The organism is Enterobacter cloacae complex sp. P14RS (assembly GCF_014895895.1).
Classification (GTDB): domain Bacteria; phylum Pseudomonadota; class Gammaproteobacteria; order Enterobacterales; family Enterobacteriaceae; genus Enterobacter; species Enterobacter bugandensis.
This window is the reverse complement of record NZ_JADBQM010000008.1, coordinates 1-24,305: the sequence shown is the minus strand read 5'-3', so window position 1 is coordinate 24,305 and position 24,305 is coordinate 1. Positions and strand designations below refer to the sequence as shown.

At 57.6% G+C, this 24,305-nt stretch carries 18 protein-coding genes and 1 riboswitch; of the genes, 11 read left to right on the top strand and 7 right to left on the bottom strand.

Annotation, left to right across the window (positions count from 1 at the left end; translation table 11 throughout):
• Positions 1-2: 2 nt before the first annotated feature.
• The 3 genes from IM295_RS07680 to katG all read left to right on the top strand — a co-directional run bounded on the left by IM295_RS07680 (position 3) and on the right by katG (position 5,875).
• Positions 3-2,435: a bifunctional aspartate kinase/homoserine dehydrogenase II gene (locus IM295_RS07680; RefSeq protein WP_041911800.1), complete on the top strand. Its 2,433-nt coding sequence runs from the start codon at positions 3-5 to the stop codon at positions 2,433-2,435.
• Positions 2,436-2,660: 225 nt separating this feature from the next.
• Positions 2,661-3,548 carry a methylenetetrahydrofolate reductase gene (gene metF, locus IM295_RS07675; RefSeq protein ID WP_193066491.1) on the top strand — a complete coding sequence of 296 codons (888 nt, stop codon included), beginning with the start codon at positions 2,661-2,663 and terminating at the stop codon, positions 3,546-3,548.
• A gap of 146 nt (positions 3,549-3,694) precedes the next feature.
• Complete coding sequence (gene katG, locus IM295_RS07670; protein WP_028014834.1) at positions 3,695-5,875, top strand: catalase/peroxidase HPI; 2,181 nt, start codon at positions 3,695-3,697, stop codon at positions 5,873-5,875.
• A 91-nt stretch (positions 5,876-5,966) separates the two neighbouring features.
• Here the strand turns inward: katG and IM295_RS07665 are convergent, their stop codons facing one another.
• The 5 genes from IM295_RS07665 to argE form a co-directional block, all read right to left on the bottom strand.
• Positions 5,967-7,070 (bottom strand): glycerol dehydrogenase, encoded by a 1,104-nt coding sequence (locus IM295_RS07665; protein WP_193066490.1) that lies wholly within the window; start codon positions 7,068-7,070, stop codon positions 5,967-5,969.
• 12 nt (positions 7,071-7,082) lie between these two features.
• A complete protein-coding gene (gene fsa / locus IM295_RS07660; RefSeq protein WP_193066489.1) occupies positions 7,083-7,745 on the bottom strand; it encodes a fructose-6-phosphate aldolase in 663 nt (220 codons plus the stop codon).
• 128 nt (positions 7,746-7,873) lie between these two features.
• Entirely contained in the window at positions 7,874-8,638 is a 765-nt protein-coding gene (locus IM295_RS07655) for an AraC family transcriptional regulator (RefSeq protein ID WP_063944046.1), read from the bottom strand.
• A gap of 57 nt (positions 8,639-8,695) precedes the next feature.
• Positions 8,696-11,347, bottom strand: a complete 2,652-nt coding sequence (ppc, locus tag IM295_RS07650; RefSeq protein WP_041911805.1) for a phosphoenolpyruvate carboxylase — start codon at positions 11,345-11,347, stop codon at positions 8,696-8,698.
• Positions 11,348-11,618: 271 nt separating this feature from the next.
• Complete coding sequence (argE, locus tag IM295_RS07645) at positions 11,619-12,770, bottom strand: acetylornithine deacetylase (protein WP_028014830.1); 1,152 nt, start codon at positions 12,768-12,770, stop codon at positions 11,619-11,621.
• 88 nt (positions 12,771-12,858) lie between these two features.
• On the opposite strand from argE, the gene argC reads away from it, so the two are divergent.
• The 4 genes from argC to oxyR all read left to right on the top strand — a co-directional run bounded on the left by argC (position 12,859) and on the right by oxyR (position 17,315).
• Entirely contained in the window at positions 12,859-13,863 is a 1,005-nt protein-coding gene (gene argC, locus IM295_RS07640) for an N-acetyl-gamma-glutamyl-phosphate reductase (protein WP_049138075.1), read from the top strand.
• A gap of 6 nt (positions 13,864-13,869) precedes the next feature.
• Positions 13,870-14,646 carry an acetylglutamate kinase gene (argB, locus tag IM295_RS07635; protein WP_193066488.1) on the top strand — a complete coding sequence of 259 codons (777 nt, stop codon included), beginning with the start codon at positions 13,870-13,872 and terminating at the stop codon, positions 14,644-14,646.
• Positions 14,647-14,720: 74 nt separating this feature from the next.
• The gene (argH, locus tag IM295_RS07630) at positions 14,721-16,094 is read left to right on the top strand and encodes an argininosuccinate lyase (protein WP_193066487.1); all 1,374 of its coding nucleotides are present in this window, start codon (positions 14,721-14,723) and stop codon (positions 16,092-16,094) included.
• Positions 16,095-16,397: 303 nt separating this feature from the next.
• Positions 16,398-17,315, top strand: a complete 918-nt coding sequence (gene oxyR, locus IM295_RS07625) for a DNA-binding transcriptional regulator OxyR (RefSeq protein WP_025758848.1) — start codon at positions 16,398-16,400, stop codon at positions 17,313-17,315.
• Here oxyR and sthA read toward each other — a convergent pair.
• Positions 17,298-18,698 (bottom strand): Si-specific NAD(P)(+) transhydrogenase, encoded by a 1,401-nt coding sequence (sthA, locus tag IM295_RS07620; RefSeq protein ID WP_045260262.1) that lies wholly within the window; start codon positions 18,696-18,698, stop codon positions 17,298-17,300. The two genes, oxyR and sthA, sit on opposite strands and share 18 nt — an antisense overlap.
• 196 nt (positions 18,699-18,894) lie before the next feature.
• Here sthA and fabR point away from each other — a divergent pair, with 196 nt between their 5' ends.
• On the top strand, positions 18,895-19,533 hold the full coding sequence (gene fabR / locus IM295_RS07615; protein ID WP_008501784.1) for an HTH-type transcriptional repressor FabR: 639 nt from the start codon (positions 18,895-18,897) through the stop codon (positions 19,531-19,533).
• Between the two features lie 9 nt (positions 19,534-19,542).
• Positions 19,543-19,902 (top strand): YijD family membrane protein, encoded by a 360-nt coding sequence (locus IM295_RS07610; protein WP_008501783.1) that lies wholly within the window; start codon positions 19,543-19,545, stop codon positions 19,900-19,902.
• Between the two features lie 55 nt (positions 19,903-19,957).
• On the opposite strand, the gene trmA is transcribed toward IM295_RS07610, so the two are convergent.
• Positions 19,958-21,058 (bottom strand): tRNA (uridine(54)-C5)-methyltransferase TrmA, encoded by a 1,101-nt coding sequence (gene trmA / locus IM295_RS07605; RefSeq protein ID WP_028014826.1) that lies wholly within the window; start codon positions 21,056-21,058, stop codon positions 19,958-19,960.
• A gap of 104 nt (positions 21,059-21,162) precedes the next feature.
• Positions 21,163-21,339, top strand: a riboswitch (cobalamin riboswitch).
• Positions 21,340-21,404: 65 nt separating this feature from the next.
• On the opposite strand from trmA, the gene btuB reads away from it, so the two are divergent.
• Positions 21,405-23,252: a TonB-dependent vitamin B12 receptor BtuB gene (btuB, locus tag IM295_RS07600; protein WP_182034787.1), complete on the top strand. Its 1,848-nt coding sequence runs from the start codon at positions 21,405-21,407 to the stop codon at positions 23,250-23,252.
• Positions 23,197-24,048 carry a glutamate racemase gene (gene murI / locus IM295_RS07595; RefSeq protein ID WP_028014824.1) on the top strand — a complete coding sequence of 284 codons (852 nt, stop codon included), beginning with the start codon at positions 23,197-23,199 and terminating at the stop codon, positions 24,046-24,048. Before btuB ends, murI begins: the two co-directional genes overlap by 56 nt.
• Positions 24,049-24,305: the final 257 nt, after the last annotated feature.

The following is a 24,305-nucleotide window of genomic DNA, read 5'->3' as shown; positions in this document are numbered from 1 at the left end:
TCATGAGTGTGATAGCGCAGGCAGGGGCGAAGGGTCGTCAGCTGCACAAGTTTGGTGGTAGTAGTCTTGCTGATGTGAAATGTTATCTGCGCGTCGCAGGGATCATGACCGAATATTCACAGCCGGGTGACATGATGGTTGTCTCGGCGGCGGGCAGCACCACCAACCAGTTGATTAGCTGGCTGAAACTGAGCCAGACCGATCGCCTTTCTGCGCATCAGGTGCAACAGTCCTTACGTCGTTACCAGAGCGAGCTGATTGCCGGCCTGCTGCCTGCGGACGTGGCGGACGGGCTGATCAGCGCCTTCACGCATGACCTTGAGCGTCTGGCTGCTCTGCTGGATAGCGGGATTACCGACGCGGTGTATGCCGAAGTGGTGGGCCACGGTGAAGTGTGGTCCGCGCGCCTGATGGCCGCCGTACTGCAACACCTGGGCGTAGACGCGGCCTGGCTCGACGCGCGTGATTTCCTGCGTGCGGAACGCGCCGCGCAGCCGCAGGTGGACGAAGGGTTGTCCTATCCGTTGCTGCAACAGCTGCTGGTGCAGCATCCGGGCAAACGTATTGTCGTCACCGGCTTTATCAGCCGCAGCAACGCCGGTGAAACCGTGCTGCTGGGCCGTAACGGCTCGGACTACTCGGCAACGCAGATCGGTGCCCTGGCGGGCGTGTCCCGCGTTACCATCTGGAGCGACGTGGCCGGTGTCTACAGCGCGGACCCGCGTAAAGTGAAAGATGCCTGCCTGCTTCCGCTGCTGCGTCTCGACGAAGCGAGCGAGCTGGCGCGTCTGGCGGCCCCGGTGCTGCACGCCCGTACGCTGCAGCCGGTTTCCGGCAGCGATATTGACCTGCAGCTGCGCTGTAGCTATACGCCGGATCAGGGGTCTACCCGCATTGAGCGCGTGCTGGCGTCCGGCACGGGCGCGCGCATTGTCACCAGCCACGACGACATCTGCCTGATTGAGTTCCAGGTCCCTGCGGGTCAGGACTTCAGGCTGGCGCATAAAGATATCGACACGATCCTGAAACGCGCCCAGGTGCGTCCGCTGGCCGTTGGCGTGCATAACGATCGTCAGCTGCTGCAGTTCTGCTATACCGCCGAAGTGGCGGACAGCGCGCTGAAAATTCTCGACGAAGCGGGCCTGCCGGGCGAGCTTCGCCTGCGTCAGGGGCTGGCGCTGGTGGCGATGGTCGGCGCGGGCGTCACCCGTAACCCGCTGCACTGCCACCGCTTCTGGCAGCAGCTGAAGGGCCAGCCGGTGGAGTTCACCTGGCAGTCGGAAGAGGGCATCAGCCTGGTCGCCGTGCTGCGTAAAGGCCCAACTGAAAGCCTGATTCAGGGTCTGCACACCTCGCTGTTCCGCGCGGAAAAACGCATCGGCCTGGTGCTGTTTGGTAAGGGTAACATCGGTTCCCGCTGGCTGGAGCTGTTCGCCCGCGAACAGGTCACGCTTTCGGCGCGTACCGGGTTTGAATTTATTCTTGCGGGCGTGGTGGATAGCCGCCGCAGCCTGCTGAACTACGAAGGGCTGGACGCCAGCCGGGCGCTTGCCTTCTTTAACGATGAAGCGGTTGAGCAGGATGAAGAGTCACTGTTCCTGTGGATGCGCGCGCACCCGTATGACGATCTGGTGGTGCTGGACGTCACCGCCAGCGAACAGCTTGCCGATCAGTATCTGGATTTCGCCAGCCACGGTTTCCACGTCATCAGCGCCAACAAGCTGGCGGGGGCGAGCAGCACCGATAAATACCGTCAGATCCACGACGCGTTTGAAAAAACGGGCCGCCACTGGCTCTATAATGCCACCGTTGGCGCGGGCCTGCCGGTTAACCATACCGTGCGTGACCTGATTGAAAGCGGCGACAGCATTCTGGCGCTGAGCGGGATCTTCTCCGGCACGCTCTCCTGGCTGTTCCTGCAGTTTGACGGCACCGTACCGTTCACCGACCTGGTGGATCAGGCGTGGCAGCAGGGCTTAACCGAGCCCGATCCGCGCGTTGACCTCTCCGGTAAAGACGTGATGCGCAAGCTGGTGATCCTGGCGCGTGAAGCCGGTTATGACATCGAACCGGATTCCGTCCGCGTCGAGTCGCTGGTGCCTGCAGGCTGCGAAGAAGGTTCTGTTGACCACTTTTTCGAAAACGGCGACGAGCTGAATGACCAGATGGTGCAGCGTCTGGAAGCGGCAAACGAGATGGGGCTGGTGCTGCGCTACGTGGCGCGTTTCGAGGCGAACGGTAAAGCGCGTGTGGGTGTCGAGGCGGTGCGTCCTGACCATCCGCTGGCGGCCCTGCTGCCGTGCGATAACGTCTTCGCCATTGAAAGCCGCTGGTACCGCGATAACCCGCTGGTGATCCGCGGCCCGGGCGCGGGGCGCGATGTCACCGCTGGGGCTATCCAGTCCGATATTAACCGTCTGGCTAAGCTGCTGTAAAAAGTGAATTTCCCTCTCCCTGTGGGAGAGGGTTAGGGTGAGGGCATCAGACCGCGCTCACCCTCATCATGAACTCCCCTCATCTTCCCTGAGCAAACCTCACCGTTATTGTGATTATTTCTGTTGACGTCACGCCGCTTTTCCGTCATTTTTACATCTGGACGTCTAAACGTATAGAAGTTCACAACACAACAGACAATGACACGCGAAAGATAGAGGTAAGGTATGAGCTTTTTTCACGCCAACCAGCGGGAAGCACTGAATCAGAGCCTGGCCGAAGTAAACGGCCAGATTAACGTCTCTTTTGAATTTTTCCCGCCGCGCACCAGTGAAATGGAGCAAACCCTGTGGAGCTCTATCGATCGCCTGAGCAGCCTTAAGCCGAAGTTTGTCTCCGTGACCTACGGCGCCAACTCCGGCGAGCGCGACCGCACGCACAGCATTATTAAAGGCATTAAGGACAGAACCGGTCTGGTAGCAGCGCCGCATCTGACCTGTATTGACGCCACCCGCGATGAGCTGCGCGCCATCGCTCAGGACTACTGGAATAATGGCATTCGCCACATTGTGGCCCTGCGTGGCGATCTGCCGCCGGGAAGCGGCAAGCCGGACATGTACGCTACCGATCTGGTCGCGCTGCTGAAAGACGTTGCTGATTTTGATATCTCCGTGGCCGCCTACCCTGAAGTCCACCCGGAAGCGAAAAGCGCCCAGGCGGATTTGCTTAACCTGAAGCGTAAGGTGGAGGCCGGTGCCAACCGCGCCATCACCCAGTTCTTCTTTGACGTGGAAAGCTATCTGCGCTTCCGCGACCGCTGCGTCTCGGCAGGTATCGACGTCGAAATTATCCCGGGCATTCTGCCAGTCTCTAACTTCAAACAGGCGAAGAAGTTCGCCGATATGACCAACGTTCGCATTCCGCTGTGGATGTCCAAAATGTACGAAGGGCTGGACGATGACGCGGAAACCCGCAAGCTGGTGGGGGCCAATATCGCGATGGACATGGTGAAGATCTTAAGCCGCGAAGGGGTGAAGGACTTCCACTTCTACACGCTTAACCGCGCGGAGATGAGCTACGCCATTTGTCATACGCTGGGCGTTCGTCCGGCGTAATCAGCAAAAAGCCCTCATAAAGTGAGGGCTTTTTAATCATATAAAAAGTTAAAAGGTATTAACTATCGAATCTGTGGATTAATTCAACTATATCTTATTGCTAGTGGTGTATATCGTAACGGTATCACTGTAAAGGGAGCATAGCGATGAGCACGTCAGACGAGACCAATAACGCGGCATCCGCCGGCAAATGTCCGTTCCATCAGGGCGGCGTCGATCACAGCGCGGGCGCAGGTACCGGCAGCAAAGAGTGGTGGCCTAAACAACTCCGCATCGATCTTCTAAACCAACATTCCAACCGTTCGAACCCTCTGGGTGAAGACTTCGACTACCGCAAAGAATTCAGCAAGCTCGACTATTCCGCCCTCAAGGGCGATCTCAAAGCCCTGTTAACCGATTCTCAACCGTGGTGGCCTGCCGACTGGGGCAGCTACGCGGGTCTGTTTATTCGCATGGCCTGGCACGGGGCAGGTACTTACCGCTCCGTTGACGGACGCGGCGGCGCCGGACGCGGCCAACAGCGCTTTGCGCCGCTGAACTCCTGGCCTGATAACGTCAGCCTGGATAAAGCGCGCCGCCTGCTGTGGCCAATCAAGCAAAAATACGGACAAAAAATCTCCTGGGCCGACCTGTTTATCCTCGCGGGTAACGTGGCGCTGGAGAACTCCGGCTTCCGCACCTTTGGTTTTGGCGCCGGTCGTGAAGACGTCTGGGAACCGGATCTGGACGTGAACTGGGGTGATGAAAAAGCCTGGCTGACCCACCGTGACCCGGAAGCACTGGCGAAGCGCCCGCTGGCGGCCACCGAAATGGGGCTGATTTACGTGAACCCGGAAGGGCCAAACGCCAGCGGTGAACCGCTGTCTGCTGCGGCGGCAATCCGCGCCACCTTTGGCAACATGGGTATGAACGACGAAGAGACCGTCGCGCTGATTGCCGGCGGCCATACGCTCGGTAAAACCCACGGCGCGGGTGAAGCCACGCACGTAGGTACCGATCCGGAAGCCTCGCCGATTGAAGCGCAGGGCTTAGGCTGGGCCAGCACGCACGGCACCGGTATTGGCGCTGACGCCATCACCTCCGGGCTGGAAGTCATCTGGTCGCAAACTCCGACCCAGTGGAGCAACTACTTCTTCGAGAACCTGTTCAAATACGAATGGGTGCAGACCCGCAGCCCGGCAGGCGCGATTCAGTTTGAAGCCGTGGATGCGCCGGAAATCATGCCTGACCCGTTTGACCCGTCGAAAAAACGTAAGCCAACCATGCTGGTCACCGACCTGACGCTGCGTTTCGACCCGGAATTCGAGAAAATTTCTCGTCGCTTCCTGAACGATCCGCAGGCCTTTAACGAAGCCTTCGCGCGCGCGTGGTTCAAACTGACCCACCGTGATATGGGGCCAAAAGCGCGGTACATCGGCCCGGAAGTGCCGAAAGAAGATCTGATTTGGCAGGATCCGCTGCCTCAGCCGGTGTTCCATCCAACGCAGGAAGACATTGAAAGCCTGAAAGCGGAAATCGCGGCCTCTGGCCTCTCCGTGAGCGAGCTGGTTTCCGTGGCATGGGCGTCTGCATCGACCTTCCGCGGTGGCGACAAGCGCGGCGGCGCCAACGGCGCGCGTCTGGCGCTGGCGCCTCAGCGCGACTGGGACGTGAACGCTGCGGCGGTACGTGCGTTACCGGCTCTGGAAGCTATTCAGCGCACCACCAATAAAGCCTCGCTGGCGGATATCATCGTGCTGGCGGGCGTTGTGGGCGTTGAGCAGGCGGCGAAAGCCGCGGGCGTTTACGTCAACGTGCCGTTCACGCCGGGCCGTGTGGATGCACGTCAGGATCAGACGGATATCGAGATGTTTAACCTGCTCGAACCGATTGCCGACGGCTTCCGCAACTATCGCGCACAGGTGGATGTGTCTACCACCGAGTCGCTGCTGATCGACAAAGCCCAGCAACTGACCCTGACCGCACCTGAGTTGACGGTGCTGATCGGCGGCCTGCGCGTGCTGGGCACGAACTTTGATGGCAGTAAGAACGGCGTGTTCACCAACCGCGAAGGCGTGCTGAGCAATGATTTCTTCGTGAATCTGCTGGACATGAACACGCAGTGGAAAGCGACCGACGATTCAAACGAGCTGTTTGCCGGTAGCGATCGCGCCAGCGGTGAAGTGAAATACACCGCTACCCGCGCCGACCTGGTCTTCGGTTCTAACGCCGTCCTACGCGCGCTGGCCGAGGTTTACGCCAGCAGCGACGCACACGAGAAGTTTGTCCGTGACTTCGTTGCCGCATGGGCGAAGGTGATGGATTTGGATCGGTTTGACGTGAAGTAGCCATTGTGCCGGGTGGCGGCTACGCCTTACCCGGCCTACAAATTAAAGTGCCATGTAGGCCGGGTAAGCGCAGCGCCACCCGGCTTTTTTATTACTCCCACTCCTGCAGGAATCGCTGTCCATACTGGTCTGCCACCAGCAGCGCCGCATACACCTGATCCGGCGTGACGCCCCCCGGCATGTTGTGGATCGTTTCTCCTTCCGCACAAGAGGCTTCGGCAATCAGACGCATTTTGGCCGGAATATCCTCTTTGATGTTCAGCTGTGCCAGGGTGATCGGCAGCCCTACGCTGTGGCAAAGCGCCGCGACGGTCTCAATTTCTTCTACCGGCGCGTTTTCCAGCACCAGCTGCGTCAGCGTACCAAACGCCACTTTTTCCCCATGATAGAAGTGATGCGCGTCAGGCACCGCCGTCATGCCGTTATGAATAGCGTGTGCAGCCGCCAGCCCGCCACTTTCAAAGCCGACGCCGCTGAGATAGGTGTTGGCTTCGATAATGCGTTCCAGCGCAGGCGTTACCACATGCTGTTCCGCCGCCAGCATCGCTTTTTCACCCTCTTCAACCAGCGTGTTGTAGCACAGCTCGGCGAGCGCTAATGCCGCCTGTGTACATTTACCCCCGGCCATGGTGGTCGCGCCGCTGCGCGAGCAGGCGCGTGCTTCAAACCAGGTCGCCAGCGCGTCGCCAATCCCGGCGGCCAGCAGACGTGCAGGCGCACCTGCTACTACTTTCGTATCCACAATGACCATGTTCGGGTTGTGCGGCAGCATCAGGTAGCGATCGAACTCGCCGCTGTCGGTGTAAATAACGGAAAGGGCGCTGCACGGCGCGTCGGTGGAAGCGATAGTCGGCGCAATGGCGACCGGTACGTCCATAAAGTGAGCCAGCGCTTTCGCGGTATCAAGCGTTTTACCGCCACCAATCCCCAGTACTGCCAGGCAGTCGGCGCTGTCGGCCAACTTTTTCAGGCGATCGATTTCATTTTGCGAACATTCGCCGCCAAACGGCGCGATTTCGGCATGCAGTTCGGCTTTTTTAAAACTCTGGCGCAGGGGGTCTTCGGCAAAACCCAGCACAAACTTATCGCCGACGATCAGCCAGCGGTTTGCCAGGGGTTTCAGATAGTCGCCGAGACGGGTCAGCACATCCGCGCCCTGGATATATTTCCCCGGCGATTGAATGATACGGTCCATAACAGTTCTCCCTTAGAGATTGAGGTTACCAAACGCGTTTTTCCAGTCCTGCTCGAACTTTTCTATGGCCGACTCTACCGCTGGGGTACCGAGCATTTGTTGCGCTACGTCTAAGGGGAGCGTGATTGCCTCGCATCCGGCCAGCAGGCAGTCCAGCGCCTGACGCGGTGTTTTAAAGCTGGCAGCCAGCACCATGCTTTCCGGCGCATGCAGTTCCAGCAGGGACTGCAGCTCCTGTACCATGCCAATACCGTCGCCGCCCTGTGCGTCGACGCGGTTGACGTACGGCGCAACGTATTTCGCGCCTGCCAGCGCGGCCAGTAAACCCTGAGCGGCGCTGTAAACGGCGGTGCCCAGCGTGGTGATACCCTCTCTTTTCAGCCCTTTAATGGCGATAAGCCCCTGCGCGGTGACCGGAATTTTCACCACAATACCCGGGATGGCGTTACTCAGGCGTTTGGCCTCCGCCACCATGCCTTCGGCGTCGCGGCTCATGGTTTGAGCAAACAGCGTACCGTTCGGCCCGACGGCTTTTTGCAGCCGCGGCAGCACGTCCCAGATGGATTCACGGCTGGCGGCAATGATGCTTGGGTTGGTGGTGACGCCCGCGATGGGGAAGATGCGTGCAAGGCGTTCCACTTCCGCCACGTTCGCGGTATCCAGATACAGTTCCATTATTTTTCCTTAAGTCAGAAAGGTTGAATAAAGGATAAGGCCCGGCTGAGTGCGGCGGATACAGGTCAATTTTGCCAAATACTGGACAAATGTAATGTCATTAGCGAAGTGCGATAGCGATCACAATGCTATTTTTTGGCGATAAGCTGGCTGTGATACTGGCGACGATATTCGGAAGGGGAACGCTCGGTGTGCTTGCGAAAGAGGCGACAAAAGTAGTTGCTGTCAGGAAATCCGCAGCGTGCGGCAATATCTTTAATTTTGAGATCGTAGCCTTTTAGCAACTGGCGCGCATGTTCCAGCCGCGTTTGTGTCAGATACTCGTTGAACCCCACGTGGCCGATCTTCTGAAAGAGATGGGAAAGGTAATTCGGCGAGATGTAGAACGCCTGTGCCACGGATTCGCGCGTTAAAGAAGAGGCGTAATTTTCTTCGATATAGCTACGAACGGCTTCGAATAGCGCCCGGCTGCGGTTAGCGGTGTGGATGTCACTGCCAAGCAGATCCCGGCAGTGGCTGAGCAAGCTTAATACCACCAGCATGGCTGTGTCTTGCTCGTCTGGCTGCATCTGTAATTCGGTGAGCGCTTGCAGAAGAAAAGCACCCGTTCGCGGGCCACGCCGGGGAACCTGCAGCTGCTGCAAAAGCGCGTTGTCACGCTGTAAATCGAGAGTCAGCTGCTGCTTACCGAAATGTATGCTCAGGGCGTTAGGCGGTGGAAGCGTGATGTGTCCAAAGGATGAAAATATCGCCTCACAGGGGGGAGCAAGGGTAATGACGAGGCAGGGAGATGTTCGGGGATGCTGTTCAGCCAGCGCTGAGAAATGAATCTTACCCAGCGGTAACGTACGGTTCACCAGGTCAGCCAAAATTCGGGTGATATCGGAATACATGAGAAGACTACCGAAACGTGCCGGGCGGCGCTAAAAACGCCTGCCCGGCATAAAGCATTACCCAGTGTTACGCATACCCGCCGCAACGCCCGCAATCGTCACCATCAGCGCCTGTTCAACGCGAGGATCCGGCTCTTTACCTTCCTCTTCCGCCAGGCGGGAACGGTGCAGCAGTTCAGCCTGTAAAACGTTCAGCGGGTCGGTGTAGATGTTACGCAGCTGGATTGACTCGGCGATCCACGGCAGGTCCGCCATCAGGTGCGAGTCGTTGGCGATGTCCAGCACCACTTTGATGTCGCCTTCCAGCAGTTCGCGCAGTTCTTTACCCAACGCCCACAGCTCTGGTTTCACCAGCCGCTGGTCGTAGTATTCCGCCAGCCACAGGTCGGCCTTCGAGAAGACCATCTCCAGCATGCCCAGACGGGTAGAGAAGAAGGGCCAGTCGCGGCACATGGTTTCCAGTTCGTTCTGTTTGCCGTCTTCCACCACTTTTTGCAGCGCGGCACCGGCACCCAGCCAGGCGGGCAGCATCAGGCGGTTCTGCGTCCAGGCGAAGATCCATGGAATGGCGCGCAGGGATTCAACGCCACCGGTCGGGCGACGCTTTGCAGGACGCGAGCCCAGCGGCAGTTTACCCAGCTCCTGTTCAGGCGTGGCTGAACGGAAGTAAGGCACGAAGTCTTTGTTTTCACGCACGTAGCCGCGGTACAGGTCGCAGGAAATATCTGACAGCTCGTCCATGATGCGGCACCAGGACTCTTTTGGCTCCGGCGGCGGCAGCAGGTTCGCTTCCAGGATCGCGCTGGTATAGAGCGACAGGCTGCTGATGGTCACTTCCGGCAGGCCGTACTTAAAGCGGATCATCTCGCCCTGCTCGGTCACGCGCAGGCCGCCTTTCAGGCTTCCCGGCGGCTGTGACAGCAGCGCCGCGTGAGCAGGCGCGCCACCGCGGCCAATGGAGCCACCGCGACCGTGGAACAGGGTCAGCTCGATACCGGCTTTCTCGCAGGTTTTGATCAGCGCATCCTGAGCCTGATACTGCGCCCAGGACGCCGCCATCACGCCCGCATCTTTCGCGGAGTCGGAATAGCCAATCATCACCATCTGCTTGCCCTGAATAAAGCCGCGATACCAATCGATGTTAAGCAGCTGGGTCATGACGTCGTTGGCGTTGTTCAGGTCGTCGAGGGTCTCAAACAGCGGGGCGACTGGCAGGGCGTAGTCGATGCCCGCTTCTTTCAGCAGAAGATGAACACCCAGCACGTCGGACGGGGTTTTCGCCATAGAGATCACATAGGCGGCCACCGATCCTTTCGGCGCATCGACGATCGCTTTACAGGTGTTGAGCACCTCGCGGGTGTCGTTGCTTGGCTCCCAGTTGCGTGGCAGCAGAGGGCGCTTGGAGTTCAATTCGCGGATCAGGAACGCCTGCTTGTCGGCTTCGGACCAGCTTTCATAGTCGCCAATGCCGAGATAGCGGGTCAGCTCGCCCAGCGCTTCGGTATGACGGGTACTTTCCTGACGCACGTCGATACGCACCAGCGGTACGCCGAAACACTTCACGCGGCGCAGGGTATCGAGCAGTTCGCCGTTGGCGATGATGCCCATCCCGCAGGCCTGGAGTGATTTATAGCAGGCGTACAGCGGCTCCCAGAGCTGTTCGTTCTGGCTCAGCAGACCTTCCGGCTTCGGCAGGCGCTGGCCTTTAAGGCGCGCTTCCAGCCACGCCTGGGTGGCCATCAGCTGACCGCGCAGCTTTTTCATCAGGAAACGGTACGGCTCGCTGGCACCTTCTTCACCGGCCAGCGCGCGCAGTTCCGGCGTCGCTTCAACCATGGACAGCTCGGAGATCAGCACCTGAATATCCTTCAGGAACAGGTCGGTCGCTTTCCAGCGGCTCAGCAACAGGACGTGACGGGTGATTTCCGCGGTCACGTTCGGGTTGCCGTCGCGGTCACCGCCCATCCAGGAGGTGAAGCGCACCGGCACAAAGTCTACCGGCAGACGATAGCCCAGGTTTTCTTCCAGCTGTTCGTTCAGCTCGCGCAGGTAGTTTGGTACCCCTTCCCACAGGCTGTTTTCCACCACCGCAAAGCCCCATTTGGCTTCGTCGACCGGGCTTGGGCGATGCTTACGAATTTCATCGGTATGCCAGGACTGGGCAATCAGCTGGCGCAGACGGCGCATCAGCTGGTTGCGCTCGTAGTCGGCAATGTCTTTGTTATCCAGCTGCTTCAGGCAGCTGTTTACTTCCACCATCTTGTGGATCAGCGTACGACGGGTGATTTCGGTTGGGTGTGCGGTCAGCACCAGCTCCAGCGAAAGGGACTCCACCGCTTTTTTGATGGTGGCTTCGTTGAGGTCTGGCTGGTCTTTCAGTTTACGAAGGGTGCGGGCAATGACTTCCGGGTTGCTGGCCGCTTCGCCGTTTGGCGAAATGCTGTGGTATTGCTCAGCGGTGTTTGCCAGGTTCAGGAACTGGCTGAAGGCGCGGGCAACGGGCAGCAGCTCATCGTTAGAGAGGTTCTGCAAGGTGGTGAGCAGCTCCTGACGACTGGCCTCGTTACCGGCACGGGAAGATTTGGACAGCTTGCGGATGGTTTCAACGCGGTCGAGGATGTTCTCCCCCAGCGCGTCTTTGATGGTATCTCCAAGCACTTTGCCGAGCATGCTGACATTACTACGCAACGCGGAATATTGTTCGTTCATAAAAACCCAGTCACCCCATCATTTTTGTTTATGCCCAGGCGAAAATCTTCTGGACATTATTTTGTCATCTCCCTTTATAAAGCCACGTAAAACCCCCGTCGTCAATTGCTGCGAAAACGGTTCAGCAAACGAATAAATGCGGGCAATTTACGAAATTTAATTCGCATTGCGTCAGATAAGAGATGCTTATGGAAATGTGACGGTGATCATGCGATTTGTTGCCCTCACCCTAACCCTCTCCCACAGGGAGAGGGGACTTTTCGGTGCGGTTTTAATGCCAGCAGAAGTGATGCACAACCTGGGTAATCAGCTCGCGGGTGGGCTTGATGAAGCGAGTTTCCAGATATTCATCCGGCTGGTGGGCCTGATTAATGGAGCCAGGGCCGAGGACCAGCGTCGGGCAAAGCGTTTGAATAAAAGGCGCTTCGGTGCAGTAGTTCACCACGTCGGTTTTCTCGCCGAGCAGTTTTTCCACCACCTGAACCAGCTGATGGTCTGGCGGGCATTCGTAGCCCGGGATTGGCGGATGCAGTTCGGAGACCGTCAGGCGTCCCGGCCAGCGCTCGCTCACCGGGGCCAGCGCTTCATTCAGCAGGCCATCCAGATCGCTCAGCGTCATGCCCGGCAGCGGACGGATATCCATATGCAGTTCGCAGCAGGCGCAGATGCGGTTGGACGCATCGCCGCCGTGCAGGCTACCGAGGTTCAGCGTCGGATACGGCACGGTGAAAGCCTCGTAGTGATACCGCTCTTTCAGGTCGTCGCGCAGGGTCATAATGCGGCCGATGGCGTCGTGCATCAGCTCAATGGCGTTCACGCCGCGCGCCGGATCGCTGGAGTGACCGGACTGGCCCAGCACGCGCACCGCGGTAGAAATATGGCCTTTGTGCGCACGAATCGGCTGCAGAGAGGTCGGTTCACCGATGATCGCGCAGTCCGGACGAATCGACGTGTTTTCAGAGAAATAACGTGCGCCCGCCATGCTGGTCTCTTCATCGGCGGTTGCAAGAATGTAGAGCGGTTTTTTCAGCTTCGTCACGTCCACGTCACGCAGCGCGTCGAGGATAAAGGCGAAGAAGCCTTTCATGTCGGCGGTGCCCAGACCGTAGAGCTTGTTGTCATGCTCGGTCAGGGTGAACGGATCGCGCGTCCAGCGGCCATCGTCAAACGGTACGGTGTCGGTATGGCCGGCCAGCAGCAGGCCGCCCGCGCCGGTTCCGGTGCTGGCGAGCAGGTTAAATTTGTGGCGTGTTCCGGGGACGGGCTGAACCTCAACGTTAAACCCAAGATCGCTAAACCAACCCGCCAGCAGATTGATTAAAGACTCATTGCTCTGATCCAGCGCTTCTTCGGTCGCACTGATGGACGGTGTGGCAATCAGGGCGCGGTAGATCTCGATAAATGGCGGTAAGTTCATTTTCATTGTTGACACACCTTAGGTCGTGATAGTATCAATATTCATGCAATAAATGTGAATAAAAATACATTAACGTTGAGCATAAAGGAACCCGATGTTGAATACGCTGATTGTAGGCGCTAGCGGTTATGCGGGCGCAGAGCTTGTAAGCTACGTAAATCGCCACCCTCATATGACCATAACCGCTTTGACCGTGTCAGCGCAAAGCAATGATGCAGGAAAGTTAATTTCCGATTTGCATCCGCAGCTTAAGGGCATGGTCGATCTGCCGCTGCAGCCGATGTCTGACATCAGCGAGTTTACCGACGGCGTCGACGTGGTGTTTTTAGCCACCGCGCACGAGGTCAGCCACGACCTTGCGCCGCAGTTCCTGGCGGCCGGCTGCGTGGTGTTTGACCTCTCCGGCGCGTTCCGCGTTAACGACGGCGCGTTCTACGAAAAATATTACGGCTTCACTCATCAGCATCCGGATCTGCTTGAAAAAGCGGTGTACGGCCTGGCGGAGTGGAGTGCGGATAAACTGAAAGAAGCGAACCTGATTGCCGTGCCGGGCTGCTACCCGACGGCGGCGCAGCTCTCCCTGAAGCCGCTGATCGACGCCGGTCTGCTGGATCTGAGCCAGTGGCCGGTGATCAACGCCACCAGCGGCGTGAGCGGTGCGGGGCGCAAGGCCGCTATCTCCAACAGCTTCTGCGAAGTGAGCCTTCAGCCGTATGGCGTGTTTAATCACCGCCATCATCCTGAAATCACCACCCATCTGGGCGCGGAGGTGATTTTTACCCCGCACCTGGGTAGCTTCCCGCGCGGGATCCTCGAAACCATCACCTGTCGCCTGAAGTCGGGCGTGACGAAAGAGCAGGTGAGCGAGGCCTTCACGCAGGCGTATGCGGATAAGCCGCTGGTGCGTCTGTACGACAAAGGCGTGCCGGCGCTCAAAAACGTGGTTGGCCTGCCGTTCTGCGATATCGGCTTTGCCGTACAGGGCGAGCATCTGATTGTGGTCGCCGCAGAAGATAACTTACTCAAAGGCGCTGCCGCACAGGCAATGCAGTGTGCAAATATTCGTTTCGGCTTCCCTGAAACGCAGGCTCTTATTTAAGGTGTGATGATGAACCCATTAATTATCAAACTCGGTGGTGTACTGCTGGACAGTGAAGAAGCGCTGGCGCGCCTGTTTACCGCGCTGGTGAACTATCGCGAATCGCACCAGCGTCCGCTGGTGATTGTGCACGGCGGCGGCTGCGTGGTGGATGAGCTGATGAAAGGGCTGAATTTGCCGGTGAAAAAGAAAAATGGCCTGCGCGTCACGCCTGCTGACCAGATTGACATCATTACCGGCGCGCTGGCGGGCACGGCGAACAAAACGCTGCTGGCATGGGCGAAGAAACACCATATTGCGTCCGTTGGCCTCTACCTGGGCGACGGTGACAGCGTAAAAGTGACCCAGCTCGACGAAGCGCTCGGCCATGTTGGACTGGCGCAGCCAGGTTCGCCTAAGCTGATTAACACCCTGCTGGAAGGCGGTTTCCTGCCGGTGGTGAGCTCTATCGGCGTGACCGAAGAGGGCGAGCTGATGAACGTTAACGCGGACCAGGCGGCAACCGCGCTGGCGGCCACGCTGGGCGCAGACCTGATCCTGCTCTCCGACGTGAGCGGCATTCTCGACGGTAAAGGCCAGCGCATAGCGGAAATGACCGCCGCCAAAGCCGAGCAGCTGATCGCTCAGGGCATTATTACCGACGGCATGATCGTCAAAGTGAACGCCGCGCTGGATGCGGCGCGCACGCTGGGCCGCCCGGTGGATATCGCCTCCTGGCGTCACGCGGAGCAGCTCCCGGCGCTGTTTAACGGCACGCCGATTGGCACGCGTATTTTAGCGTAAGTTTTTAGTGAATGACCGTAGGCCGGGTAAGCGAAGCGCCACCCGGCGGAACTAACGAATAAAGGAACGATGTTATGGCACTTTGGGGTGGGCGTTTTACACAGGCAGCGGATCAACGGTTCAAACAGTTCAACGACTCTTTGCGCTTCGACTACCGCCTGGCCGAACAGGATATTGTCGGCTCTGTGGCCTGGTCCAAAGCGCTGGTGACCGTTGGCGTACTGACCGCAGACGAACAGCAGCAGCTGGAAGAGGCGCTGAACAACCTGCTGGAAGAGGTGCGTCTGGATCCGCAGCAAATCCTGCAGAGCGATGCCGAAGATATTCACAGCTGGGTGGAAGGCAAGCTGATCGACAAAGTCGGCCAGCTGGGTAAAAAGCTGCACACCGGTCGTAGCCGTAACGACCAGGTCGCCACCGACCTGAAGCTGTGGTGTAAAGAGACCGTTGGCGAACTACTGGCGGCCAACCGTCAGCTTCAAAGTGCGCTGGTAGAGACCGCGCAGAACAATCAGGACGCGGTGATGCCGGGTTATACCCACCTGCAGCGCGCGCAGCCGGTGACCTTTGCGCACTGGTGTCTGGCCTACGTTGAGATGCTGGCGCGTGACGAAAGCCGTCTGCAGGATACCCTGAAGCGTCTGGACGTCAGCCCGCTGGGCAGCGGCGCGCTGGCCGGTACGGCGTATGAAATCGACCGCGAGCAGCTGGCAGGATGGCTGGGCTTTGCTTCCGCCACCCGCAACAGCCTGGACAGCGTATCTGACCGTGACCATGTGCTGGAGCTGCTCTCCAATGCCTCTATCGGGATGGTGCATCTTTCGCGCTTTGCCGAAGACCTGATCTTCTTTAACTCCGGTGAAGCGGGCTTCGTTGAGCTGTCTGACCGCGTGACCTCAGGCTCATCCCTGATGCCGCAGAAGAAAAACCCGGACGCGCTGGAGCTGATCCGCGGCAAGTGCGGTCGCGTGCAGGGCGCGCTGACCGGCATGATGATGACCCTGAAAGGGCTGCCGCTGGCGTACAACAAAGATATGCAGGAAGACAAGGAAGGGCTGTTCGACGCGCTCGACACCTGGCTGGACTGTCTGCACATGGGCGCGCTGGTGCTGGACGGCATTCAGGTGAAACGTCCGCGCTGCCAGGAAGCGGCGCAGCAGGGCTATGCCAACTCTACCGAACTGGCGGACTACCTTGTCGCGAAGGGCGTACCGTTCCGCGAGGCGCACCATATTGTGGGCGAAGCGGTAGTGGAAGCGATTCGTCAGGGTAAACCGCTGGAAGATCTGGCGCTGGCCGACCTGCAAAAATTCAGCGCGACGATCGGGGAGGATGTGTACCCGATTCTGGCGCTGCAGTCCTGCCTGGATAAGCGTGCGGCGAAAGGCGGCGTGTCGCCGAAGCAGGTGGCGCAGGCGATTGCGGATGCGAAAAACCGCCTGATTTGAACCGTGCGGGCTGGTGCCCTCACCCCGGCCCTCTCCCACAGGGAGAGGGAGAAAAACGGAGCCTGGCTTAGCGCCAGGCTTTTTTACGCAAAAAAAAAGCGGACCACGGGGTCCGCAAAAGTTCACGTTGGCTTTAGTTGTTCGAGTTTTGAGAGAAACTCGCTGACGGTGCGGGGACGTCAAGGGTCAAACACGGCCGCCTCGTCTATGTGGCGTATTATTCAACAGAATGCTTGATAGGGATAATCGTTCATTGCTATGCTATCTATCGCCATGAACTATCGTGGCGACGGAGGATGAATAATGAATATTCGTGATCTTGAATACCTGGTAGCGTTAGCCGAGCATCGTCACTTTCGCCGCGCGGCAGATTCCTGCCACGTCAGCCAGCCGACGCTGAGCGGGCAGATCCGCAAGCTGGAAGACGAGCTGGGCGTGATGCTGCTGGAGCGCACCAGCCGTAAGGTGCTGTTCACCCAGGCCGGTCTTCTGCTGGTGGATCAGGCGCGCACCGTGCTGCGCGAGGTCAAAGTGCTCAAGGAAATGGCAAGCCAGCAGGGAGAGGCCATGTCCGGCCCGCTGCATATTGGCCTGATCCCAACCGTTGGCCCGTACCTGTTACCGCACATCATTCCGATGCTGCACCAGACGTTCCCGAAACTCGAAATGTATCTGCACGAAGCGCAAACCCATCAGCTGCTGGCGCAGCTGGACAGCGGCAAGCTCGACTGCGCCATTCTGGCGCTGGTAAAAGAGAGCGAAGCGTTTATTGAAGTACCGCTGTTCGATGAGCCGATGATGCTGGCGATCTATGAAGATCACCCGTGGGCGAACCGCGATCGCGTGCCGATGGCCGATCTGGCCGGGGAAAAGCTTCTGATGCTGGAAGACGGTCACTGCCTGCGCGATCAGGCGATGGGCTTCTGCTTCGAAGCGGGCGCTGACGAAGATACCCACTTCCGCGCAACCAGTCTGGAAACGCTGCGTAATATGGTGGCGGCGGGAAGCGGTATTACGTTGCTGCCTGCGCTGGCCGTGCCGCGCGAGCGTAAGCGTGATGGCGTGGTGTACCTTCCGTGCATTAAGCCGGAGCCGCGTCGCACCATTGGCCTGGTGTATCGCCCAGGGTCACCGCTGCGCAGCCGCTATGAGCAGCTGGCAGAGGCCATCCGCGGTGCGATGGATGGCCATTTCGACAGCGCGTTAAAACAGGCGGTTTAAGCCGTTCAGCGCGGCTACCCGATAGGCTTCTGCCATGGTCGGGTAGTTAAAGGTGGTGTTAACGAAGTACTCAATGGTGTTACCACCGCCTTTCTGCTCCATGATTGCCTGGCCGATATGAATGATTTCCGCCGCGCGTTCACCAAAGCAGTGAATCCCGAGGATCTCTTTCGTCTCGCGATGGAACAGAATTTTCAGCGTACCTACGCTCATCCCCACGATCTGCGCCCGCGCCAGATGTTTAAACTGGGCACGACCTACCTCGTAAGGCACCTTCATTGACGTCAGCTGCTGCTCGGTTTTCCCGACAGAACTGATTTCCGGAATGGTGTAGATCCCCGTCGGGATATCTTCGATCAGATGCGCCGTCGCTTCGCCTTTCACCAACGCCTGAGCGGCAATGCGGCCCTGATCGTAAGCGGCGGAGGCCAGGCTCGGGTAGCCAATTACGTCGCCCACCGCGTATACGTGCGGCAGCGCGGTCTGATACATGCTGTTGACCTTCAGCTGACCGCGGCTGTCTGTTTCAAGCCCGATATTTTCCAGCCGCAGTGAATCGGTATTGCCGGTACGGCCGTTGGCGTACAGCAGGCAGTCGGCTTTCAGCTTCTTACCGGACTTCAGGTGCATGATCACACCGTCATCGCAGCCTTCTATTTTCTCGTACTCTTCGTTGTGGCGAATCACCACGCCGCTGTTCCAGAAGTGGTAGGAGAGAGAGTCTGACATTTCCTGATCGAGGAACGCCAGCAGGCGGTCGCGGGTGTTAATCAGGTCAACTTTGACATCCATTCCGCGGAAGATCGACGCGTATTCGCAGCCGATGACCCCTGCGCCATAGATAATGACGTGGCGGGGTTCATGGTGCAGGCTCAGAATGGAGTCGCTGTCGTAGACGCGTGGGTGTGAGAAGTCGACGTCGGCCGGATGGTAAGGGCGTGAACCGCAGGCAATCACAAATTTTTCAGCGGTGATCGTCTCAATCGAACCGTCGTGGCATTCGAGTGCCAGGGTGTGTTCATCCACAAAATGCGCGTTGCCCTGCAGGATTTCACAATGGTTACGCTCATAAAAGCCCTGACGCATGCGCGTCTGCTGGTTAATGACGGTATCCGCGTGATTCAGGATGTCGGCAAAGGAGGAACGAAGAAGTCGGGAGTGGTCGCTGTAAAGAGGGTTCTGGTTAAATTCGATAATGCGGCTAACGGCGTGGCGGAGGGCTTTCGATGGGATGGTGCCCCAGTGGGTGCAACCGCCGCCGACATTGTGGTAGCGCTCGATGACCGCTACTCTGGCTCCCTGTTTCACCAGACCCATAGCAGCACCTTCGCCGCCGGGGCCGGAACCAATAACTATTGCGTCGTAATCGTAGGAATGTGGCATGGCAAGGCTTACCTGTTCTTATACATAAAAGCAACAGAATCATAACATCATTGCCAGGGTAACCCAATTATCGTTGTGCTTTTTTCCGGCAGTGGAGCACAAACCGCACGTAAACAATCATTCACAAAGCTGAGCAAACAGATTAATTTTATTCTCTGGTATAGTGCCATCAGGCCTTTGGAAGGATTCAACTATCGTGATGGGCGTAAGAGCACAACAAAAAGAGAAAACCCGGCGTTCGCTGGTGGAAGCCGCATTCAGTCAACTGAGTGCTGAGCGGAGTTTTGCCAGTTTGAGCCTGCGCGAAGTCGCACGCGAGGCCGGGATTGCGCCAACGTCCTTCTATCGTCACTTCCGTGATGTGGATGAACTGGGCCTGACCATGGTCGACGAGAGCGGTTTGATGCTGCGCCAGCTGATGCGCCAGGCGCGTCAGCGTATCGCCAAAGGCGGCAGCGTGATCCGCACCTCCGTGTCGACGTTTATGGAATTTATCGGCAATAACCCCAACGCGTTTCGTCTGCTTCTGCGCGAGCGTTCGGGCACATCGGCAGCGTTTCGTGCCGCCGTCGCGCGGGAAATTCAGCACTTCATCGCGGAACTTGCCGACTATCTTGAACTCGAAAACCATATGCCGCGTGCCTTTACTGAAGCACAGGCCGAGGCGATGGTGACGATTGTGTTCAGCGCGGGTGCCGAAGCGCTGGACGTCAGCATTGAACAACGCAAGCAGCTTGAAGAGCGACTGGTATTGCAGCTCAGGATGATCTCCAAAGGCGCGTACTACTGGTATCGCCGTGAACAAGAGAAACTGGCACATCAAACCGAAGAGTGAAGGTGAGTAATGAAACAGTCAGGTCAGGATAAAGGGACGCTGTTGCTGGCATTGATCGCTGGCTTATCCATTAATGGCACGTTTGCCGCTATTTTTAGCTCCATCGTGCCATTTTCGATTTTCCCGCTTATTGCGCTGGTGCTGACGGTCTACTGCCTGCATCAGCGTTACCTGAACCGTACGATGCCGGTTGGGTTACCGGGGCTGGCCGCTGCCTGTTTTATTCTGGGCGTATTGCTGTATAGCACCGTGGTGCGCGCGGAGTATCCGGATATCGGCTCTAACTTCTTCCCTGCGGTACTGTCCGTGGCGCTGGTGTTCTGGATTGGCTCGCGCATGCGTAGCCGCAAGAGTCAACTGCCAGAGTAATGAGGTCTGAGTAGGGCAGGTAAGCGAAGCGCCACCTGCCAAAAACGCCGGCTAGTTACTTCGCCGTGAGCAGTACACCGCACTCCATATGGTGCGTATACGGGAACTGATCGAACAGCGCCAGACGTTCAACCTTGTGCGTCTGGCTTAATGTTTCCAGATTCTTGCACAGCGTCTCCGGGTTACAGGAGATGTACAAAATACGCGGGTACGCCTGCACCATCTTCTCGGTTTCGCTGTCCAGGCCGCTGCGCGGCGGGTCGACAAAAATCGTCTCACACTGATAGCTCTTCAAATCGATCCCTTCCAGGCGGTTAAACTGGCGTACACCGTTCATGGCCTGGGTGAACTCTTCTGCCGCCATGCGAATGATCTGCACGTTATCGATATGGTTAGCGGCGATGTTGTACTGCGCGGCCGCTACCGACGGCTTGGCGATTTCCGTTGCCAGCACGCGTTCGAAGTTACGCGCCAGCGCCAGCGAGAAGTTGCCGTTACCGCAGTACAGCTCAAGCAGATCGCCCTTAGACCCTTCCGTCGCCTTCAGCGCCCACTCCAGCATCTGCACGTTCATCGCGGCATTCGGCTGGGTGAAGCTGTTTTCCACCTGACGGTAAACCATCTCTTTACCTGCCACCGGCAGACGCTCGTCGACGTAATCCTGATCCAGCATGATTTTGGTTTTGGTCGCGCGGCCAATCAGGTGTACGTTGATGTTCTGCGCACGCAGCGCATCGCGCAGGGCTTCGGCCTGCTCGCGCCATTCGTCGTTCAGCGCTTTGTGGTACAGCAGAGAGACAATCGCCTGATTGCTTTGCGTGGTCAGATAGTCAATCTGGAACAGCTTGTTGCGCAGCACCGGATTGTTGCGTACGCCTTCAATGATCAGCGTCATCAGCTGGTTGATAAGCTCGCTCGCTGCCGGGAAGCTGTCCACGCGAATGCGCGATTTGGTCTGCTGATCGAAAATGATGTGGTACAGGTCGTCGCCGTCATGCCAGATGCGGAACTCGGCGCGCATGCGGTAGTGGCTGACAGGGGAGCGGAACACCTCGGGAACGGGCGCGTTGAAAGGCGTCATCATACTTTGCAGGCGGACAACTTTCTCGGCCAGCTGCGCGTCGTACTGTTCTGTCGGGAGGTGTTCTGGGGTCATGATGCGTCCTGAGTGATAAAGAATTACGCGGGGATTGTAGGGATTGTTCAGGGGATGTCCAGATTTAATGGCCAATAGCTGTCTGGACATCTATACGTGTCTAATTGTAGCATTCTGTTTCCGGTCTCCTGAGAGTGAAAAGGGAATCCAGTGAAAATCTGGAGCTGACGCGCAGCGGTAAAGACTGGCGGGATGAGAGCTGTAGACACTGTGAAAATGGGAAGTCTTCATCCGTATAACGCCACCTAGCCCGAAGACCTGCCGGGATCACGTCGCATTTGGTTTCATCATCGCGTGCTATAGATGAGGCCTGCGGCATCCTTCTTATATTGTGGATGCTTTAACAATGATTAAAAAAGTATCGCTGTTGACGGCGCTGTCCGTCACGGCATTTTCGGGCTGGGCGCAGGATAGCGCTGACTCGTTGGTGGTGACGGCAAATCGTTTTGAACAACCTGAAAAAACTATTCTGGCAGCAACGTCGGTGGTTACGCGTGCCGATATTGACCGCTGGCAATCAACCTCGGTGCTGGACGTTATGCGTCGCCTGCCCGGTGTGGACACGGCGCAAAATGGCGGGATGGGGCAACTCTCTTCTCTCTTTATCCGTGGCACCAACTCCAGCCACGTCCTGATTCTCGTTGACGGCATCCGCCTTAACCAGGCGGGCGTCACGGGGTCATCCGATCTCAGCCAGTTCCCGATCTCCCTGGTGCAGCGTATCGAATATGTGCGTGGACCGCGTTCGGCGGTCTACGGCTCGGATGCGATTGGCGGTGTAGTCAACATTATTACCACCCGCACGAAGGACGGTACGACGCTGAATGCCGGCGTAGGGTCGCACGGTTACCAGAATTATGGCGGCAGTACCCAGCAAACGCTGGGCGACAGCACGCGCGTCACGCTGGCGGGGGATTACACCTATACCAAAGGTTTCGATGTGGTTGCGGACGGCAACAATGGTGGCCTTGCCCAGACCGATCGCGACGGATTTATGAATAAAACGCTCTACGGCGCACTGGATCACGCATTCTCAGACCAGTGGAGCGGATTTGTTCGCGGCTTTGGCTACAGCAACCGTACGGCCTATGACGGTTACTACAGCTCATTTACCCCTGACGTTCTGGTCGATACCCGCCAGCTCTATAGCCAGACCTGGGACGCAGGATTACGCTTCAACGAGGACATCTTCCATTCACAGCTGCTCACCAGCTATAGCCACAGCAAAGACTATAACTACGACCCTAATTTGGGCCGTTACGATTCGACGGCCACGCTGGATGAAATCAAACAGTACAACGTTCAGTGGCTCAACTCCGTTGATGTGGGGCACGGGAACATTGGTGCAGGCGTTGACTGGCAGAAGCAGAGCACCGAGCCGGGTACAAACTACGTGACCAACGGCTACAACCTGCGTAACACCGGCGTCTACCTGACCGGGCTGCAGCAGCTGGGCGATTTCACTCTGGAAGGGGCGGTTCGCAGCGATGACAACTCTCAGTTTGGTCGCCATGGCACCTGGCAAAGCAGTGCAGCGTGGGAGTTCGTGGACGGCTACCGCTTCATTGCTTCTTATGGTACGGCCTACAAAGCCCCGAATCTGGGTCAACTCTATGGCTTCTATGGCAATGACCATCTTGATCCAGAAGAGAGCAAGCAATGGGAAGGGGCGTTTGAAGGCCTGACGGCAGGCGTGAGCTGGCGCGTGTCTGGCTATCGTAATGACGTTGATAATCTCATCGACTTCAATAATAACCTTCAGGAATATTACAACGTCGGTAAAGCACGCATTAAGGGTGTGGAAGCGACGGCGTCGTTTGATACAGGTCCGTTGACGCATACCGTTGGCTACGACTATGTGGATGCCCGAAATGCGGCGACCAACGAACTTCTGGACCGGCGTGCTAAGCAGCAGGTGAAATATCAGCTCGATACGCAGATCTATGATTTCGACTGGAGCCTGACGTATCACTATCTCGGCACGCGTTACGACACTGACTTTGGTTCTTATCCGTCAGAAAAAGTGAAAATGGGCGGTGTGAGCCTGTGGGATGTCGCAGTTTCATATCCGGTCACCTCACACCTCACAGTTCGTGGTAAAATAGCCAACCTGTTCGATAAAGATTACGAGACAGTTTATGGCTACCAAACTGCAGGACGGGAATACACCTTGTCTGGCAGCTACACCTTCTAATCCGCGCCCTACCGTGCTGGTGTTTGATTCCGGCGTCGGTGGGCTTTCGGTCTACGATGAGATTCGGCATCTCCTGCCGGATCTCCATTACATCTACGCCTTCGATAACGTCGCTTTTCCGTATGGGGAAAAGAGTGAGGACTTTATCGTTGAGCGCGTGGTTGAAATCGTCACCGCGGTACAAAAGCGCTATCCCCTTGCGCTGGCGGTCATTGCCTGTAATACGGCGAGCACCGTTTCTCTTCCCGCCCTGCGTGAAAAATTCCAGTTCCCGGTTGTGGGCGTTGTTCCTGCCATAAAGCCTGCCGCGCGCCTGACGGCGAACGGTATCGTGGGCTTGCTGGCCACGCGTGGCACGGTGAAGCGTCCTTATACCCGCGAGCTGATCGACCGTTTTGCTAACGAATGCCAGATTGCAATGCTTGGCTCCGCAGAGCTGGTGGAGATGGCGGAAGCGAAACTGCACGGCGAGACGGTATCGCTCGAAGAGCTGCGTCGTATTCTTCGTCCGTGGCTGCGGATGCCCGAACCACCGGATACGGTTGTGCTGGGCTGCACCCACTTCCCTCTCTTGCAGGAAGAGCTATTAGAAGTGCTTCCGGAGGGGACGCGGCTGGTGGATTCTGGTGCGGCGATCGCCCGTCGTACGGCCTGGCTGCTGGAGCATGAAGCGCCGGATGCGAAATCTACCGATGCAAATATCGCATTTTGCATGGCTATCACGAAAGAGACTGAGCAACTTTTACCCGTTTTACGCCGTTATGGCTTTGAAACGCTCGAAAAACTGGCGCTGTAGCACGGTTTTGAGCAAAAAAGAGACGGTTGAAAGTTTTTTTTAAAAGAGGGGTTGTCAACGTCTGAGAACTCCCTATAATGCGCCTCCACTGACACGGAACAACGGCTTACAGGCCGCCGGGTTAGCGGGGTTCAGAGATGAACGCCAACAGAGAAAAGTGAAAATAATCGCTTGACTCTGAATGAGGAAAACGTAATATACGGGACCTCGCAACGGTGAGCTGAAAGCCGCGTTGCAACTGCTCTTTAACAATTTAT

What these genes read in the sequence shown, in the direction of transcription:
- metF (WP_193066491.1), top strand. Translation starts at nt 2,661, where the DNA reads ATGAGCTTTTTTCACGCCAACCAGCGGGAAGCACTGAATCAGAGCCTG.
- sthA (WP_045260262.1), bottom strand. Translation starts at nt 18,698, where the DNA reads ATGCCACATTCCTACGATTACGACGCAATAGTTATTGGTTCCGGCCCC.
- argC (WP_049138075.1), top strand. Translation starts at nt 12,859, where the DNA reads ATGTTGAATACGCTGATTGTAGGCGCTAGCGGTTATGCGGGCGCAGAG.
- oxyR (WP_025758848.1), top strand. Translation starts at nt 16,398, where the DNA reads ATGAATATTCGTGATCTTGAATACCTGGTAGCGTTAGCCGAGCATCGT.
- trmA (WP_028014826.1), bottom strand. Translation starts at nt 21,058, where the DNA reads ATGACCCCAGAACACCTCCCGACAGAACAGTACGACGCGCAGCTGGCC.
- argE (WP_028014830.1), bottom strand. Translation starts at nt 12,770, where the DNA reads ATGAAAATGAACTTACCGCCATTTATCGAGATCTACCGCGCCCTGATT.
- murI (WP_028014824.1), top strand. Translation starts at nt 23,197, where the DNA reads ATGGCTACCAAACTGCAGGACGGGAATACACCTTGTCTGGCAGCTACA.
- fsa (WP_193066489.1), bottom strand. Translation starts at nt 7,745, where the DNA reads ATGGAACTGTATCTGGATACCGCGAACGTGGCGGAAGTGGAACGCCTT.
- katG (WP_028014834.1), top strand. Translation starts at nt 3,695, where the DNA reads ATGAGCACGTCAGACGAGACCAATAACGCGGCATCCGCCGGCAAATGT.
- argB (WP_193066488.1), top strand. Translation starts at nt 13,870, where the DNA reads ATGATGAACCCATTAATTATCAAACTCGGTGGTGTACTGCTGGACAGT.
- ppc (WP_041911805.1), bottom strand. Translation starts at nt 11,347, where the DNA reads ATGAACGAACAATATTCCGCGTTGCGTAGTAATGTCAGCATGCTCGGC.
- btuB (WP_182034787.1), top strand. Translation starts at nt 21,405, where the DNA reads ATGATTAAAAAAGTATCGCTGTTGACGGCGCTGTCCGTCACGGCATTT.
- IM295_RS07610 (WP_008501783.1), top strand. Translation starts at nt 19,543, where the DNA reads ATGAAACAGTCAGGTCAGGATAAAGGGACGCTGTTGCTGGCATTGATC.
- argH (WP_193066487.1), top strand. Translation starts at nt 14,721, where the DNA reads ATGGCACTTTGGGGTGGGCGTTTTACACAGGCAGCGGATCAACGGTTC.
- IM295_RS07680 (WP_041911800.1), top strand. Translation starts at nt 3, where the DNA reads ATGAGTGTGATAGCGCAGGCAGGGGCGAAGGGTCGTCAGCTGCACAAG.
- IM295_RS07665 (WP_193066490.1), bottom strand. Translation starts at nt 7,070, where the DNA reads ATGGACCGTATCATTCAATCGCCGGGGAAATATATCCAGGGCGCGGAT.
- IM295_RS07655 (WP_063944046.1), bottom strand. Translation starts at nt 8,638, where the DNA reads ATGTATTCCGATATCACCCGAATTTTGGCTGACCTGGTGAACCGTACG.